The sequence below is a fragment of the Buchnera aphidicola (Aphis helianthi) genome, assembly GCF_005083845.1.
GTDB lineage: Bacteria > Pseudomonadota > Gammaproteobacteria > Enterobacterales > Enterobacteriaceae > Buchnera > Buchnera aphidicola_AW.
Genome location: NZ_CP034894.1, coordinates 581,334 through 598,303 on the forward strand (window position 1 = coordinate 581,334; position 16,970 = coordinate 598,303).

Sequence of the window (16,970 nt, forward strand, 5' to 3'; positions counted from 1 at the left end):
AATATTTAAAATTGAGACTGAAACATCAAATTAAAAATTTTATTTCCTAATACATATGCTTTCTTTTCAAATCTTGTTTTTACATGAGATATAGAATCTTCAACAAAAGTATTTGTCTGAGATAAATTTAAATATTCATTAATGTTTTTAATTATATTTAATATGTAATAAGCATATTCTTTTGAATCCGTTACAATATGCAAAATACCGCCAAAAATTAATTTTTTTAAAATTTTTTTTAAAAAAACATATTGTATCATTCTTCTTTTATGATGTCTTTTTTTAGGCCATGGATCAGGAAAAAAAATTTGTATTTTTGATAGTGTATGATTTGAAATCATATTTTCAATTACTTCAACTGCATTGTAATGAATAACTTTTATGTTTTCTAAATTAGCTACATAAGCAAGACGCAAGCATGAACCTATTCCTGGTGGATACACCTCTACACCTAAAAAATTTCTGTTATAAGAATTAATTGCTGTTTGTACTAAAGAATTTCCTGATCCAAAACCAATATCCAAAATAACAGGATAATTATATTTAAAAACTGATGAAAAGTTTAAAGGTGTTAATTGATAATCAATACCAAAAAAAGGCCAATATTCTTTAATTGATTTAAACTGTGATTTAGTTATACGACCTTTTCGAGATACAAAACTTTGATTTTCCCTCAAAAATATCCCGTTTTTGTATTTAGGTGTTATAATATTATTTTTCATATTTTAGTAAATTATTCATTATAAAATATTTGATATATATTTATTAATTAAAAGATTTATATTTTAACGTTTTTTTAAATAAAAATATATCTATATTATTTTTTTAACTAACAAATAGTTTTATAATAAAATGACATTTTATGTTTTTTCTCAATTAATTCTTAATTGGTATCATTTAAATGGGAGAAAAAATCTTCCTTGGCAAAAAAATAAAACATTATATAAAGTTTGGATATCTGAAATAATGTTACAACAAACTCAAGTAAAAACTGTTATTCCATATTTTAAAAAATTTATATTAAAATTTCCTAATTTAAATTATTTAAATAATGGTAATTTAAATGATATTTTATACTTATGGAGTGGTCTTGGATATTATAAAAGAGCTAAAAATATTTACGAAACTGCTAAAATTATAAAAACTAAATTTAGTGGGAAATTTCCAAAAAATATTTTAGATTTAGTTAAATTACCCGGCATTGGAAAATCTACTGCAGGAGCTATTTTATCTTTTACATTAAATTATTTTCATTCTATTTTAGACGGTAATATAAAAAGAATTTTAATACGATATTATGGAATTATTGGATGTGAACACAATACTAAAACTGAAAAAAAACTATGGAATTTAATAGAAACTATAACTCCAATTCATAATACTGGTAGTTTTAATCAAGGAATAATTGATATAGGTGCATTAATATGTAAACCAAAATTACCTAAATGTAATATCTGTCCATTAAATATCACATGTATTGCACATAAAGAAAAAGAATGGATCAAATATTCTTTAAAAAAAAATCAAAAGGTTAAAGTAATAAAAGATTATTGGTTTATAATAATTCGTTTTGAAAATAAAATTTGGATGCAAAAAAACACTACAAAAAATATTTGGAATAATTTATTTTGTTTTCCAAATTTCGAAAAAAAAAATCAATCTATAGAATGGCTCAAAACAAATAAAATCAACATTAAAAAATATAAAAAACTTAATTCAATTAATCATGATTTTAGTCATTTTAAAATAAAAGCTCATTCAATTTTAATAGAATTATTTTTTAAACAAAATTTTTTCGATATTAAGGATAAAGGTGTTTGGTATAATTTAGAAAAACCTCAAAAAATAGGATTACCTAAATTAGTAGAAAAAATATTAAAATTATTAATATAAATCTTTAATAGGAAAAATTAAAACTAATGTATCGTAAAATTTTTTGCATATTTTTACAAAGAGAATCCGAAGGTCATGCATTTCCACCATATCCAGGAGAATTAGGGAAAAAAATATATAATAACATTTCAAAAAAAGCTTGGAAAAAATGGACAATAGAACAAACTAAATTAATAAATGAAGAAAAACTAAATATGATTAAAGAAAAAGATAGAAAAAAATTAGAAAAATATATGAAATTATTTTTATTTAAAAAAACTATTTTAAAATAATAATATATTAACAAAATTGGAATTTAATTTAACTTTACATATTATATTTTACTAAAAAGTGCTTATATTCGATTCTGGTATAGGTGGAATTTCTATATTAGAAAACATTAAAAAAAATATTCCTAATATAAATTATATATATTTACTAGATAATGAAGGATTTCCTTATGGAGAAAAAAAAGAATCTTTTATTATACAAAGATGTATTAAAATAATTAATACCATTATTAAAATTTATCCAATTAAAATAGTTATTGTTGCTTGTAATACCGCAAGTACTATATCTTTATCTATATTAAAAAAAATTTTTAATATTCCTATTATTGGAGTTTTACCTTTATTAGATCAAGCAATCAAAAAAACTAAAAATAATAAAATTGGTCTTATTGCTACTACAGCAACGATAAATAGCTCATATATCAAAAATATTATGTCTGAATGTATCTATGCTAAAAGTATAAAAGTCATAGCTACAAATGAATTAGCAAAACTTGCTGAAAAAAAAATTAGAAAACTATCAATTTCTAATATAAAACTAAAAAATATCTTTAATTCCTGGATAATGCTTTCAGTAAAACCTGATACGATATATCTTGGATGCACTCATTTTTCATTTTTAAAAGACGAAATTCAAAATATTTTTTATCAACCCATTACTTTTTTAGACTCTCATATAACAGTTACTAAAATAGTTAAACAGTATTTTTTAAATAATCAAACCAATCAAATTATAAAAAAAAATGTTTTTTTATATTCAGAATATAATCAAGAGATTAATAAATTATTATGGTTTTTAAAAAAATATCAGTTTAATACTATTAAAAAAATTAATTTAAATTAATTTTTTGGTAAAATAAAGTTTTATATTTTTGAAAGATATATTTTAACAATTTATTTAATAAATGTACTTTTTCTATATCGCAAGAAAATTGTTCTAAAAGATTTTCAATTTTATTTATATACTCTTTTAAAATAGATCGATGAAAAATTTTAAAGCAATGATTTAACCAAACTTTTTTTTCATTAGTATTTAATATAAAAATAAAATTTCGAGCTTTATATCGAAAAAAAAGTTCTTTTAAACGAGAATCTTTAAAATTTAATTTAATATCTTTTAAATTAATTGGTTGAGTGTTACTAATTTTTTTAATTAATTGCTTATCACGTAAATCAAAAAAACTATTGTAAATTTGTAAATCTACATTCGCATATTCTTGAAAAATATTATTTTGAGAAATAATATTTTTTATATAATTTTTTATAAAATAATTTGATTTAATTAAATTTATTTTTATATCAGTATAAAAATCTTTTAACTTTAATCTTTTAGCATCTTCTATTTGAATTAACTGAATAGGAACTAATATAGGACAACGATTTAAATATACTAGTACTACCCCTAAATTAAATAAAGTTTTCATACTAATATCTTGATAATTATTTTTTTTAAAATAACTAATCAATTTTTTGATATCTTGAAATAAATCTATTGCAACTAATATATTATTATTATATTGATCGAAAAATAAAGGTAATATAAAACTCATATTATTACGAATAGAACCAAAACAACTAGAAACGTAAAGAATAGGTTGAAAATTTTCTAAATTAATTAACTTATATAATTCATTCTTTTTTCGGTATTTAAAAAAAAAGCTAAACAATTTTGGTTGTTGTTTTTTTATTAATTTTGCAAGTTTAATAGTAGCATAAACGTCAGACGTTGCATCATGTGCATTATTATGTAATATATTGTTTTCTTCAGTTAGATTAGATAACTTAAAAATAGGTAAACCAATATCATTTTTAGGCCATTTAATACCATTGGGTCTTAAAAGGTAACATACTCGTATGATATTTAATAAATCCCAACGTGAGTTATTATTTTTCCAGCTCCATTCATATGGATCTAAAAAATTACGATAAAATATATTTCTTGTGATTTCATCATCAAAATTAATATTGTTATAACCTACTATACAAGTATTAGGATAAGTTAAAATATTATAGATTTTTCTAGAAAATTCATATTCATTAGTACCATTTTTAAGTGTATATTGTGGAGTAAGTTTAGTTATTAAAATAGAATAGGGTTCTGGTAAATAATCGTCTGGTGGGAAACAATAAAAACATTCTGGTTCTTTAATAATATTCAAATCTTTATCTGTTCTAATAGATGCAAATTGAGCTGGTTTATCTAATGATGTGTGTGTTCCAAAGGTTTCATAATCATAAAATAAAAAAGTAAATTGGTTTTTTTGAAAAAAAGACTTATTATATTTATTCATTATATAATCTTAATAATTTAAATAATTAAATTTTTAATATGTTTCTTTTCAATCTTAAAATATAAAGCATATATTAAGAAAACTAAAAAATGATATTATTACTTTAAAAAAAGTAAACCAAAAAAAAATAGATTATATATGAATTAAAAAGACATTAAAAAATAATTTTATAATAAAATATTTGTTATTTGTTAGAATAAATGACTATATTGAAAAAATTATGAAGAAAGAAATTAAATAAAATTAATATTAAATATCAATATTATATGAAATTTTTCTCCCCTGACTGGGCTCGAACCAGTGACATACGGATTAACAGTCCGCCGTTCTACCAACTGAACTACAGAGGAATATTCATATTTATATCAAAAATTTATATATCTGTCAAATATATATATAAAATTAAAAATTAACTAAAAAATTTTAAAAGAAGTCTAGATTATTCGAAGAAATTCATTTATAGTACAAGATATAAAAATATTAAGGCCCTTTAGCTCAGTGGTTAGAGCAGGCGACTCATAATCGCTTGGTCGCTGGTTCAAATCCAGCAAGGGCCACAAAAATAAAAAATATCACTTAAATTTTCACCATTAATTAGGATTGGATTTGATGGAATGGAAAAAAGAATTTATTGAATTTCTTTTAAAAAAAAAGTTTTAAATTTCGGAGAATTTATACTGAAATCTGGACGAAAAAGTCCTTATTTTTTTAATTCAGGATTATTATCTACAGGTCAAGATACTTATAAAATTGGATCGTTTTATGCACGCGCGATAATGAATTTAAATATTAAATTCGATATACTTTTTGGGCCTGCATATAAAGGTATACCCATTGTAGTATCTACTTCCATTGCATTAAAAAATCAATATAATTTAAATATTCCATATTCTTTTAATCGAAAAGAAGAAAAAAAATATGGAGAAAAGGGACAATTAATAGGTGAAAATATAAAAAATAAAAAAATTATTATTTTAGATGATGTTGTTACATCAGGAACTTCTATAAATAATTCAATTAATATAATTGAAAAAGAAAATTCTAAAATATCTTCAATTTTTGTACTACTTGATCGAAAAGAAAAAACAGCAAATAACTTGCATAAATTAAATATTTTAAAAAAACAAAAAAATCATAGAATTAATTCTATTATTACAATAAATGATTTAATTATCTATATTTCCAAACAAAGAAAATTCAAAAAATATGCTTCTAAATTAATAGACTACCATATGGAATATGGTATTTTTTAAAAAAATTTAATATTTACACGCCAGAATGACCAAATCCATTTTCACAACGAATAGTTTTATTAAATTTTTTCACTATATAAAACTCTGGACGAATAATTGGAACAAATACTATTTGAGCAACTCTATCATTTGGGTTAATATAAAAATCTTTTGTACTTCTATTCCAAAGAGAAACCATCAATTCACCCTGATAATCCGAATCAATCAAACCTACTAAATTACCTAAAACAATACCATTTTTATGACCTAATCCAGATCGAGGTAGAATTAAAGCAGTAATATAAGGATTTTCAATGTATATTGAAATTCCAGTAGGAATTAACATAACATCTTTAGCAGGTAAAATAATTTGTTTATTTATACATGCTTTAAGATCTAAAGCAGAAGAACCGGAAGTAGCATAATTAGGTAAAAAATTATCATCTTTTTTAATTTTAGAATGTAAAATTTTAATTTGAATTTTATTTGTATTCATAATCATTTATAATTTATTAAATATTTTAAAATTATGATAAAACTAAAAAATCTGGGTTTATTAAAGATAATTGAGAAAATAAAGAATAATTTAAATTTTTTCTTTCATTATATGTTATTACTTTACCTCCTGCAGCTGTAACAATTGCATGCCCGGCTGCAGTATCCCAAATATATGTCTTCCCAAATCTCGGATAAAATTGTGCCTTACCTTCTGCTACATAACAAAATTTTAAAGATGAACCTAATTTTTCAATCGTGTACTTTTTTATTGTATTTAATAAATTATATACTTTTTTATTTGAATGTGATCGACTAATAACAAATTTTGGTATACTAGAATAAGCTATAGAAATTTTATTTTTGTACCCTTTTTCATTAATTTTCCAAGCTTGTTGTTTATCAGCGCAATATAAAAGATTAAAATAAGGAGCATATATAACGCCTAAAATAGGAATACCATATTTAATTAAACTAATATTAACTGTAAATTCACCATTTTTTTTTAAAAACTCTTTAGTTCCATCTAATGGATCAACTAACCAATAAATGTTCCAATTTTTATCATATTTGATATTATTTGAGTCTTCTTCGGATAATATAGGAATATTAGGAAAAAGATGAACTAGTCCATTTTTAATAATTGTATTGGCAATTTTATCTGCATTAGTTACAGGACTTTGATCAGATTTATAAGAAATATTTATTAATTTATCAGAATAATATACTTCCATGAGAGCAGATCCTGCATTTCGTGCTAATTCACAAATTTCTGTTAACATTTAACACCATTTTAAAATAAATTATTTTTTTTCAATTACATTAACTATAAAATATTCGATTATTTCACTATGTGGTTGAAAAATAACTTGATGCTCTCCTATATGACGTAGTACACCGTTAGGTAATTTTATTTCTTTTTTATTAATTTTTATACCTATTTTAGATAATTCTTTAATAATATCTCTAATACCTACAGAACCAAATATTTTATTTTCTTTTCCAACTTTTGAAGGAATGGTTATAAATTTTACTTGTTTTAATTTTTCAGCACGAGATTTAGCAATGAGTAATTTACTAATGTTTTCTTCTTTTAATTTCACTTGCTGAGCTTTAAAAGATTCAATATTTTTTTGATTAGCTAAAATAGCTTTTCCTTGAGGAATTAAATAATTTCTAGCATAACCTGATTTAACTTTTACAATTTTACCAGAATCACCTAGTTTATTAACTTTTAATAAAAGAATTACTTCCATTATTGATTCGTCTCTTTTTAATTTAAAAATATCATTCGCCTAGTATTAGCGATGTTGGTCAGTGTATGGAAGCAAAGCAAGATATCTTGCTTTTTTAATAGCTCTTGATAGCTGACGTTGATATTTAGCTCGAGTTCCAGTAATACGACTTGGAACAATTTTACCATTTTCTGTAATATAATTTTTTAACATAGAAATATCTTTATAGTCTATTTCTTGAATACCTTCTGCTGTAAAACGACAAAATTTTCGACGACGAAAATAACGTGCCATATAAAATATCCTTTAAAATTAAAATAAAATAATTTTAAAATTTATGTATATTTTTAAAAAATTATATTGAAATATTTTAAATATACACAAATTACTGTTATATAATTATTTCTTTTCTTTTTTCTCTTCTTTTAATTTAATTATAGGAGATGCTTCATTAATTGCTTTTTTAACTAAAATAATCATATTTCTAATAATTGCTACATTAAAACGAAAATCTGTTTCTAACAAATTAATAACTTTAGGATAAGTTTCTATATTCATAAGAACATAATGTGCTTTATGTAATTTATTGATCGAATATGATAGTTGTCTTCTACCCCAATCTTCTAAACGATGTATAATACCTACATTATCTAAAACAATTTTTTTATATTTTTCGATTATTATACTAATTTTATCACTATAATCAGGATGAACCATAAAAATTATTTCATAATGACGCATAAGACGCTCCTTTTGGATTTTTTAGTTTCCTAGATAATAAAAATAATAGCTATTCCGAGGAAACAAGGAACATAGAATTATAGCTATTTTAAATATATGGTATTTTAATTTAATCAAAAAATCAATTAAATTTAGTTTGATTAAAAATATAAAAAATAAAAATTAATTTTATTAAGGATATAAAGATAATTCTATTTTTCTTTGATGTAAATTAACAGATACTACTTTTACTTTTAAAGTATCACCAAGACGAAAAATATTTTTAGTAGATTTTCCAATAAATTTTAATCGAACAGGATCAAAATAATAATAGTCATCATGCAAACTATCTATACGAACTAATCCATCTATAAAATATTTATTTAAACGAACGAAAAAACCAAACGAAACGACATTTGAAACTACACCAGTAAATATATTACCAATTTTTTTTTCCATAAAATCACATTTTAACCAATCCATGACATCTCTATTAGCTTCATCTGCACGTCTTTCAGTCATAGAACAATGTATTCCGATGTTTTTTATATCATTAATATGATATAAATTACACTTAAAAGATTTATTTTTTTTAAAATCTTTTTTATAATTATTTAATTCAAATAATATATTTTTAATTACTCGATGTAATAAAAGATCAGGATATCTTCTAATAGGAGAGGTAAAATGAACATAACTAGATAGAGACAAACCAAAATGTCCTCGATTTTCTGGAGAATATACAGCCTGCTTCATAGATCTTAATAATATAGTTTGAATCATTTCATAATCTGGACGATTTTTAATTTTCTTTAATAAATTAGAATAATTAACAGATTCTGGAACTTCACCCCCTGATAAAGATAAACCTAGCTCTTTTAAAGTCATTCGAAAATTTTTAACACTATCTTCAGTAGGACGATCATGATTTCGAAATAAAATTGGATATTGATATTTTTTTATAAATCTAGCCGAAGCTATATTTGCTAAAATCATACATGATTCGATAAATTTATGTGCATCATTTCTAATATGTTTATAAATATGTTTAATCTTAAAATTAGAATCTAAAATAAATTTAGTTTCAAGATTTTCAAAATAAATACCTTTTTTAGAAATATTATATTTTTTGAACACTTTTTGTAATAATAATAGATTTTTAATATACTTTAACAATTTATTGTATTTTGTACAAAGTTTAATATCACCATTCCAAATTTTAAATATTTCATCGTATGTAAAACGACCCTTCGAACATATAACTGCTTCATAATGTTTATATTTAATCAACTCGCCTTGATTTGATAAACTCATTTCACATATTACACATAAACGTTCTACATAGGGATTTAAAGAACATAAATCTATAGATATTTTTTCTGGCAGCATAGGTACTACTAATGAAGGGAAATATACGGAGTTACCTCTTTTTATAGCTTCTTTATCTAAAGGAGAATCGGATTTAATATAATAACTAACATCTGAAATAGCCACCCATAAATCCCACCCTTCTTCATTATTTTTTTTTTTACAAAATATAGCATCATCAAAATCGCAAGCATCTTTTTCATCAATGGTGAAAAATGGGATATGTCTTAAATCTATACGATTTTTTAACTCTTTTTGATCAATTTTATCATTTATTTCATATATTTGATTTTTTACTTCTTTAGGCCACAAATAAGGGATAGAATGTGTTCGTATAGCAATATCTATAGCGAGAGTCGTCCTCATTTCTTTTCCACCAAGAATCTCTACTATTATTCCTTTAATTTTATTTTTCTTCTTTAAAAAATTTTTATTTAATTTAACAACAACTATAGATCCTATAGCAAGTTTTTTTGTTAAAGTTGATGAAAAAACAAATATTTTAAAATTAAATCGATTATCATCTGGAATAACAAATTTTATCTTTTTTTCAACATAATATCGACCGACAATTAAAACATTATTTGGTTTTAATACTTTTAATACTTTTGCTGAATTTCTTCCTTTTTTTTCAGATTTTATAACACGTGCTAAAATAATATCACCATGAATACATAGTTTCATTTGTTTAATAGAAAGCCAAAGATCTTCTTTTAATGTTTCAGTTCTAAGAAAACCATAACCATCTCTATGACCTATTACTTTTCCTGTAACTATATTAAGATTTTCTGAAATAATATAATAACGATTACATGTATATATAATTTGATTATCTCGTTCCATTGCTTTTAATCTAAAATGTAATGCTTTTTTATCTTCTTGATTATTAATACTAAATTTATTTTCTATTTTTTTTTGATTTATTAAATTTTTATGTTCTTTTAAAAAAGATAAAATAGATTCTCGACTTGGAATACGATTTATATATTTTTTATAATCGTTTTTTTGGTAGGTATCTACTACCATATTTACTTCTCCAATAGCATTATTTAATTAAAAATATTTATTAAATATTTTTATATTTAACACTTAATTTAAAATTATAAAAAAATATTTTTTATTAAAATAGTATCATTTCGATCTGGACCTGTAGAAATTATATGCACCGGAACCTTTGCAATTTTTTCAATACATTTTATATAATGCCTTGCAGCATTAGGTAAGTCTTCTATGTTCTGCACACCTGAAGTATTTTCCATCCAACCTGGATACGTTTCATATATTGGTTTTATATTTGTTAAATTAAAAAAAGATAAACTAGAATAAATTTTTAACGTATTTATGTCTTGATAAGCTGTACAAATTTTAATTTCTTTTAAACCATCTAAAACATCTAATTTTGTTATACATAATGCAGACAAAGAGTTTAATTTAACAGAGTAACGTAAAGCCACACCATCTAGCCAACCAGTACGTCTTTTCCTACCAGTAGTAGATCCGAATTCGTTTCCTTTTTTAGTAAGATAATCATCTATACTATTAAAAACCTCGGTAGGAAATGGACCATTACCTACTCGCGTAGAATAAGATTTCGTTACTCCTAAAATATAATTTAAATTTTTTGGACCAACTCCTGTTCCTGTAATAACTCCACCTATAGTACTATTAGAGGATGTAACATAAGGATATGTTCCATGATCAATATCTAATAAACTTCCCTGAGCACCTTCAAAAATAATAGTTTTTTGATTTTTAATTGCATTATGTAGCATAATAGTAGTATCTGCTATCATATCATCAATGATATTTTTAGCTTTTAATAAATCTTTTAAAATAACTTTATAATTAAATGGTTCATGTTTATAAATATATACTAATTGATCATTATAATAATTAACTATTTTTTTTAATTTTATAGATAATTGTTTTTCGTTTTTTAAATCGCCTATTCGTAAAGAACGACGCGCAATTTTATCTTCATAAGCTGGTCCAATACCTCTTCCTGTTGTACCAATAGCATTAATTCCTAGTTTTTTTTCACGTGCTACATCCATTGCAATATGAAACGGTAAAATTAAAGCAGCAGACTGAGAAATAAAAAGACGTTTGTTAATAATAAAACTATTTTTTTTAAGCATTTCTATTTCTTTTATTAATTCAGAAATAGAAATAACAACTCCATTAGAAATTATCCCAATAACATTTGTATGTAATAAACCTGATGGAATTAAATGAAGAATAATTTTTTTTGTATTTACTACTAAGGTATGACCTGCGTTATGCCCTCCATGATATCTTACTACATAAGAACTTTTTTTAGATAAATAATCAACTATCTTACCTTTACCTTCATCACCCCATTGAGTACCTAATATTACAATATTTTTTTTCATTTATCTTACATACCTATTTTTTAAAATATTTTTAATTTGTAATAATTTGATTCATATATTGAAAAAATTTATTATTAGAACTAATTAGCATAATATTATCTTTATTTTTAAAACTATTTTCATAAGCATGTAAACTTCGCACAAAAAAATAAAAAGAAGAATCTTGTTGAAAGTTATCTGAAAATAATTTAGCTACTTCAGCTTCTCCTTGTCCTTTTAATATTAATGCTTGTTTTCTTGCTTTTGCTAATATCATTGATACTTTATAGTCAGCCATTGCACGTAATTTTTCTGCTTTTTCTTGTCCTTGAGAACGTTGACTTCTAGCAACTGCTTCTCGTTCTGCTCGCATTCGATTATATATAGCTTCAGAGACTTCAGCAGGTAAATTAATTTGCTTAATACGAACATCTACTATTTCAATTCCCAAGGCATTCATACTATTAACATTAATTTCAGATAAATTTGTTGAATTTACTGTTCCTTTATTTAAAGATTTCAATACATCTATTGTTAATCTTCCTCTAGAATCAGTTACAATTTCTTTTACATTTAAACATCCTATTTCAGAACGTAATCGATCACTAAATTTTCTTTTTAATAACACTTCAGCTTGAAAAATATCACCATTTCCCGTAGCTAAATAATAACGACTAAAATCACTAATACGCCATTTTATATAAGAATCAACAATAAGATCTTTTTTTTCTTTTGTAACAAAACGATCTGCTTGATTATCCATCGTATGAATACGAGCATCTAACATTTTAACAGTTTCTAAAAACGGAATTTTAAAATGCAATCCAGGCTCATAAACTAAAGTTTTTTGATTATTATTTCTTAAAACTTTGCCGAATTGTAAAACAATGCCACGTTCTCCTTCTTTAACAATAAATAATGATGAAGAAATAAAAAAAAGAAAAATACTTGATAAACAAATTAATAATTTATTCATATATTCATTTTCTCTCTAGATTTTTAATATCATTTCGTATTGAATTTATACGTCTTTGTTTAAAAAAATTATTAGGAGATAATGAAGATAAATAATTAATCTCTCGATTTTTTTTTAAAAAATTAGACTCATTTTTTATTGGTTTATTTAAACTTAATAAAGAATTCTTATTTTTTTGTATACTATTAATAAAATTATTTAAGGACAAAAATAACATTGAATTATTATTTTTATCAATAAATACTTTTTTAGTATGACTTAATAATCGCTCCATAGATTCTATGTAAATTCTTTTGAGAGTAATTTCTTTTGCTTTTTTATACTCTGGTAAAATTTTTAAAAATCGAACAACTTCTCCTTCCGCTTCTAAAATTATACGAGAAGAATATGCTTTAGCTTCTTCTAAAATACGTTGAGCTTTTCCATTCGCTTTAGGTTGAACTTCATTTGCATATGCCTCGGCTTCACGTACATATTGTTCTCGATTTTCACGAGCTGCAATTGCGTCATCAAAAGCCGCTTTTACTTCCTCAGGTGGTCTAGCTGTTTGAAAATTAACATCTAAAATAGTTATTCCCATATTGTATGGTTTAATAGTTTCTTCAATTTCTTTCTGAGTATCATGCCTAACAAGAGTTCTTCCTTCCGTTAATATACGATCCATAGTAGAACGACCAATCACCCCACGTAAAGCACTGTCAGTTGCCTGCCTTAAGCTATCATCAGGATATGCAACAGAAAAAAGATAACTAGAGGGATCAGTAATTTTATATTGTACATTCATTTCTACACGTACTACATTTTCATCAGAAGTTAACATTACGCCTGAAGTTGCTAGTTCTCGGACTGTTTCTACATTAACAGGTTCCACATCACTAATAAAAACTGGCCTCCAATTTAATCCTGGTTCAACTAAATGACTAAATTTACCAAAATTAGTAACTACTCCACGTTCAGCTTCTTTAATAGTATAAAATCCACTAGCACACCAGATAAAAAAAATTATAAAAATAATGATTAAAAAAGGATGAATTTTTTTATTTAATGCATTTGAAGAATTAGCTGTATTTTGAATTATATTATTAATATTATGTAAAAACTTTTTAAAATCTATTGGAATATTTTTTTCTTTACTTTTTCGTTCTTTTTTATCAGAATAATCTTTTTTTGAACCATTCTTTTTCCCCCAAGGATCTAATTCTGGTTCACGATTATTTTTTTTATCCCAGGCCATTTGATGCCTCATTTATTAGTTTTAATACCATCATATACTTTTAAAAAAAATTTAAAATAATATATCTTATATTATATGAAAACTATATTTTTTTACAATTTTTTAAAAATTAATTAATACAAAATATTTGAATAATATAAAGAATAAAATTTTATTTTATTGAAAATATAATATTTTATATAATTTAAAAATTAAATGTTAAATTTATGTTTTGTTTTAAGAATATCTAACATTTCTTTTAAAATAATACTTGGAGTAGAACTAATTAACGAATAAACATTACTCCATTTTTTCAACCATGTTAATTGATGTTTAGCTAATTTTCTTGTTGCAAAAATAATTTTTGATACCATTTCTTCATAATTAATTTGATTTTCAAGATATTCCCACATTTGTCGGTATCCTATACATCGTATAGATGGTAATTGCTTATTTAAATCTCCTCTAAAAAATAAATTTTCTACTTCTTTTTGAAAACCTAACGTTAACATTTTTTTTACACGGAATTCAATTTTATTGTATAACCATTCTTTACTTTGAGGTAAAATAGAAAATTGAATAATATTATATGGTAATTCAATAAATGTATTATTTTTAAAAGATGTTAATGTTTTTCCAGAAATATAAAATACTTCTAATGCTCTTAATAATCTTTGAAAATCATTTTTATGAATACTACTGGCAGATAATGGGTCTATTAAATTTAATTTTTCATGTAAAAAAAATTTATTATATTTGACTTTATCTAATAAATATTTTCGAATTTCATAATTAGAAGGAGGTAAATTAGATAAACCATGTAATAATACATGGTAATAAAACATTGTACCCCCAACAAGTAATGGTATTTTTCCTAACTTTAAAATGCTTTTAATTTCTTTATAAGCATCTTTTCTAAATTCAGCAGCCGAATAAGTTTCACTAGGATCTTTAATATTTAATAAACGATGAGGATGGATTTTTAAATCTAAATGGTTTGGTTTATCTGTACCAATATCCATATCACGATAAATTAAAGCTGAATCTACGCTAATTATTTCTATCGGTAAATATTTTCTAAGATATATAGCAATTTTACTTTTTCCACATCCAGTAGGACCTATTAAAAAAAAAATAATTGGTTTTTTTGATTGAAAAAATTTTATATTTTTAGTGTACATAACGCTTCATTAATATTTATTTTGTATAATAACTGTGAAGGAGGTTTTTTAAATACAAACGGGCAAAAATATTCCATTTCTAATAATAATAGAACTCCATCTAAATAATTCCAAGGTTTTTTTTGTATTAATATATTATCATTAAACCATTTTAAAATTTTTTTAATATTTAATATATCCTTTAAAAAAATAAACGAAAAAAAATCTAACATTAATAAATTAATATCTTGCGTTTTTAAAATACAAGGTATTTTGTTAAAGTTAATATATTTTTCTGATAAAATAAAGGAAAATCCAAACTTATAAAGTATTGATTGATTGTTAAATAAAATTTTATATTGTATCGGATTAATAATAATTTGAAAATTAACTATATAAGATTCAGGTGTAATATTATTTTTAATGTAGTATTCTAATTTGTATTGGTCAATAATTTTTCTTGCTACAGGAAATGAAATTAATACAAAATCGTTGAGATAATAAATTAAACCATAATATTTTTTGATAATTATTAATAATTTTAAAGAACAAAAAAATTGATTTTTTAAAAATTTTCTTGAATAAACATTAATCAGATTATTATTAATCATACTTTTTAAAAAAATATTTTTTTGTTTTTCTAAAAATTTTTTTCTAATTAACTGAACATAAAACATATCAAAATCTTTAATAAAATATTCATCATTGTTTTGTGGAAGAAAATTATATGTAAACGATTTAATTTGATTCTTTGTTAAAATACTTAAAATAGTATTATATATAAGAGAATAAATTTCATTAGGTTTATTAAACCTAACTTGACTTTTAGTAGGATGAATATTAACATCTATTTCATAAGTAGGAATATAAATATATAAAATAAATGATCGATTAATCTTAACTCCTGTTAATTTATAATAAGCATTTAAAATCGCCCTATTTACTATGCTACTAAAAATAAATCGATTATTAATATAACAATATTGAATATTTTTTAAAGAATTTAAAAAATATGAAGGACGTACTATCCATCCAAACAATTTAACATCACCAATGTTTTTTTTAACTGTTAATAAAGAATTAACATCAAGTTTTTCAAAAATTTGATTGAGTCGAAAAATTCTTTCATCAAAATTTTTTATTTTATTATAAAAAATAACTAATTCTTTATCTTTTTTAAATAAAATGTTTAATTCAAAATGAGATAAAGCTACTTTTTTAATAACATCATAAATTTTTAAAAATTCTGAATTTTTGTTTTTTAAAAATTTCAGACGAATAGGTATATTATAAAATAAATTTTCTACTATAATAGTAGTGCCAACAGGATGTGCTATAGGGTTTAATATAGTTTTTTGGTTAAATCCTTCAGAATATATTTTCCATCCAATATTATTATATTTACGACAAGAAACTAATGTTATTCTTGAAACTGATCTAATACTTGATAATGCTTCTCCACGAAATCCAAATGTATTAATCGTAGTTAAATCAGAAACAGAAGAAATTTTACTTGTAGCATGAGGCGAAAGTGCAAGTAATAGTTCATCTTTGTGAATTCCAAAACCATCATCTTTAATAGTAATTGATTTAAAACCATTTTGTTCGATATTAATAATAATATTTTTAGATTTTGCATCAATACTATTTTCTAAGAGTTCTTTAACAACAGAAGCAGGTCTTTCAATTATTTCTCCAGCTGTAATTTGACTAGATACACTAATTGGTAATATACGAATAGGCATT

At 22.9% G+C, this 16,970-nt stretch carries 16 protein-coding genes, 2 tRNA genes and 1 pseudogene; 5 read left to right on the top strand and 14 right to left on the bottom strand.

All coding sequences use genetic code 11. The features are described from left to right. Nucleotides 1-5 precede the first annotated feature (5 nt). Nucleotides 6-722 carry a tRNA (guanosine(46)-N7)-methyltransferase TrmB gene (trmB, locus tag D9V62_RS02820; protein ID WP_158340280.1) on the bottom strand — a complete coding sequence of 239 codons (717 nt, stop codon included), beginning with the start codon at nucleotides 720-722 and terminating at the stop codon, nucleotides 6-8. 130 nt (nucleotides 723-852) lie between these two features. On the opposite strand from trmB, the gene mutY reads away from it, so the two are divergent. The 3 genes from mutY to murI are packed head-to-tail and all read left to right on the top strand — an operon-like array spanning nucleotide 853 to nucleotide 3,006. Further along, nucleotides 853-1,893 (top strand): A/G-specific adenine glycosylase, encoded by a 1,041-nt coding sequence (gene mutY / locus D9V62_RS02825; RefSeq protein ID WP_158340281.1) that lies wholly within the window; start codon nucleotides 853-855, stop codon nucleotides 1,891-1,893. A 26-nt stretch (nucleotides 1,894-1,919) separates the two neighbouring features. Continuing rightward, on the top strand, nucleotides 1,920-2,165 hold the full coding sequence (locus D9V62_RS02830; RefSeq protein WP_158340282.1) for an oxidative damage protection protein: 246 nt from the start codon (nucleotides 1,920-1,922) through the stop codon (nucleotides 2,163-2,165). 58 nt (nucleotides 2,166-2,223) lie between these two features. Beyond that, entirely contained in the window at nucleotides 2,224-3,006 is a 783-nt protein-coding gene (gene murI / locus D9V62_RS02835; protein WP_158340283.1) for a glutamate racemase, read from the top strand. Here the strand turns inward: murI and sbcB are convergent. Next, nucleotides 2,993-4,453, bottom strand: coding sequence for an exodeoxyribonuclease I (sbcB, locus tag D9V62_RS02840; protein ID WP_158340284.1), 1,461 nt, complete (start codon nucleotides 4,451-4,453; stop codon nucleotides 2,993-2,995). The genes murI and sbcB overlap by 14 nt on opposite strands. Before the next feature lie 277 nt (nucleotides 4,454-4,730). Next, a tRNA-Asn gene (locus tag D9V62_RS02845) sits at nucleotides 4,731-4,803 on the bottom strand. 134 nt (nucleotides 4,804-4,937) lie between these two features. Here D9V62_RS02845 and D9V62_RS02850 point away from each other — a divergent pair. Both D9V62_RS02850 and pyrE read left to right on the top strand, forming a co-directional pair. Next, nucleotides 4,938-5,010, top strand: a tRNA-Ile gene (locus D9V62_RS02850). Nucleotides 5,011-5,062: 52 nt separating this feature from the next. Next, nucleotides 5,063-5,706 (top strand): annotated as a pseudogene (gene pyrE / locus D9V62_RS02855) (orotate phosphoribosyltransferase). A gap of 13 nt (nucleotides 5,707-5,719) precedes the next feature. Here pyrE and dut read toward each other — a convergent pair. The 11 genes from dut to mutL form a co-directional block, all read right to left on the bottom strand. After that, nucleotides 5,720-6,181 (bottom strand): dUTP diphosphatase, encoded by a 462-nt coding sequence (dut, locus tag D9V62_RS02860; RefSeq protein ID WP_158340285.1) that lies wholly within the window; start codon nucleotides 6,179-6,181, stop codon nucleotides 5,720-5,722. A gap of 31 nt (nucleotides 6,182-6,212) precedes the next feature. Next, on the bottom strand, nucleotides 6,213-6,962 hold the full coding sequence (gene cysQ, locus D9V62_RS02865) for a 3'(2'),5'-bisphosphate nucleotidase CysQ (RefSeq protein WP_158340286.1): 750 nt from the start codon (nucleotides 6,960-6,962) through the stop codon (nucleotides 6,213-6,215). 21 nt (nucleotides 6,963-6,983) lie between these two features. Further along, nucleotides 6,984-7,436, bottom strand: a complete 453-nt coding sequence (gene rplI, locus D9V62_RS02870) for a 50S ribosomal protein L9 (protein WP_158340287.1) — start codon at nucleotides 7,434-7,436, stop codon at nucleotides 6,984-6,986. A 45-nt stretch (nucleotides 7,437-7,481) separates the two neighbouring features. Then, nucleotides 7,482-7,709: a 30S ribosomal protein S18 gene (gene rpsR, locus D9V62_RS02875; protein WP_158340288.1), complete on the bottom strand. Its 228-nt coding sequence runs from the start codon at nucleotides 7,707-7,709 to the stop codon at nucleotides 7,482-7,484. A 105-nt stretch (nucleotides 7,710-7,814) separates the two neighbouring features. Next, nucleotides 7,815-8,156 carry a 30S ribosomal protein S6 gene (gene rpsF / locus D9V62_RS02880; RefSeq protein ID WP_158340289.1) on the bottom strand — a complete coding sequence of 114 codons (342 nt, stop codon included), beginning with the start codon at nucleotides 8,154-8,156 and terminating at the stop codon, nucleotides 7,815-7,817. A 171-nt stretch (nucleotides 8,157-8,327) separates the two neighbouring features. After that, nucleotides 8,328-10,529 carry a ribonuclease R gene (gene rnr, locus D9V62_RS02885; protein WP_158340290.1) on the bottom strand — a complete coding sequence of 734 codons (2,202 nt, stop codon included), beginning with the start codon at nucleotides 10,527-10,529 and terminating at the stop codon, nucleotides 8,328-8,330. Nucleotides 10,530-10,603: 74 nt separating this feature from the next. Further along, on the bottom strand, nucleotides 10,604-11,896 hold the full coding sequence (locus D9V62_RS02890; RefSeq protein ID WP_158340291.1) for an adenylosuccinate synthase: 1,293 nt from the start codon (nucleotides 11,894-11,896) through the stop codon (nucleotides 10,604-10,606). Nucleotides 11,897-11,927: 31 nt separating this feature from the next. Then, entirely contained in the window at nucleotides 11,928-12,851 is a 924-nt protein-coding gene (gene hflC / locus D9V62_RS02895; RefSeq protein WP_158340292.1) for a protease modulator HflC, read from the bottom strand. A gap of 4 nt (nucleotides 12,852-12,855) precedes the next feature. Then, nucleotides 12,856-14,085: an FtsH protease activity modulator HflK gene (hflK, locus tag D9V62_RS02900; protein WP_158340293.1), complete on the bottom strand. Its 1,230-nt coding sequence runs from the start codon at nucleotides 14,083-14,085 to the stop codon at nucleotides 12,856-12,858. 191 nt (nucleotides 14,086-14,276) lie between these two features. Continuing rightward, entirely contained in the window at nucleotides 14,277-15,188 is a 912-nt protein-coding gene (miaA, locus tag D9V62_RS02905; RefSeq protein WP_222836982.1) for a tRNA (adenosine(37)-N6)-dimethylallyltransferase MiaA, read from the bottom strand. A 38-nt stretch (nucleotides 15,189-15,226) separates the two neighbouring features. After that, complete coding sequence (mutL, locus tag D9V62_RS02910) at nucleotides 15,227-16,969, bottom strand: DNA mismatch repair endonuclease MutL (protein ID WP_158340295.1); 1,743 nt, start codon at nucleotides 16,967-16,969, stop codon at nucleotides 15,227-15,229. Between the last annotated feature and the right edge of the window lies 1 nt (nucleotide 16,970).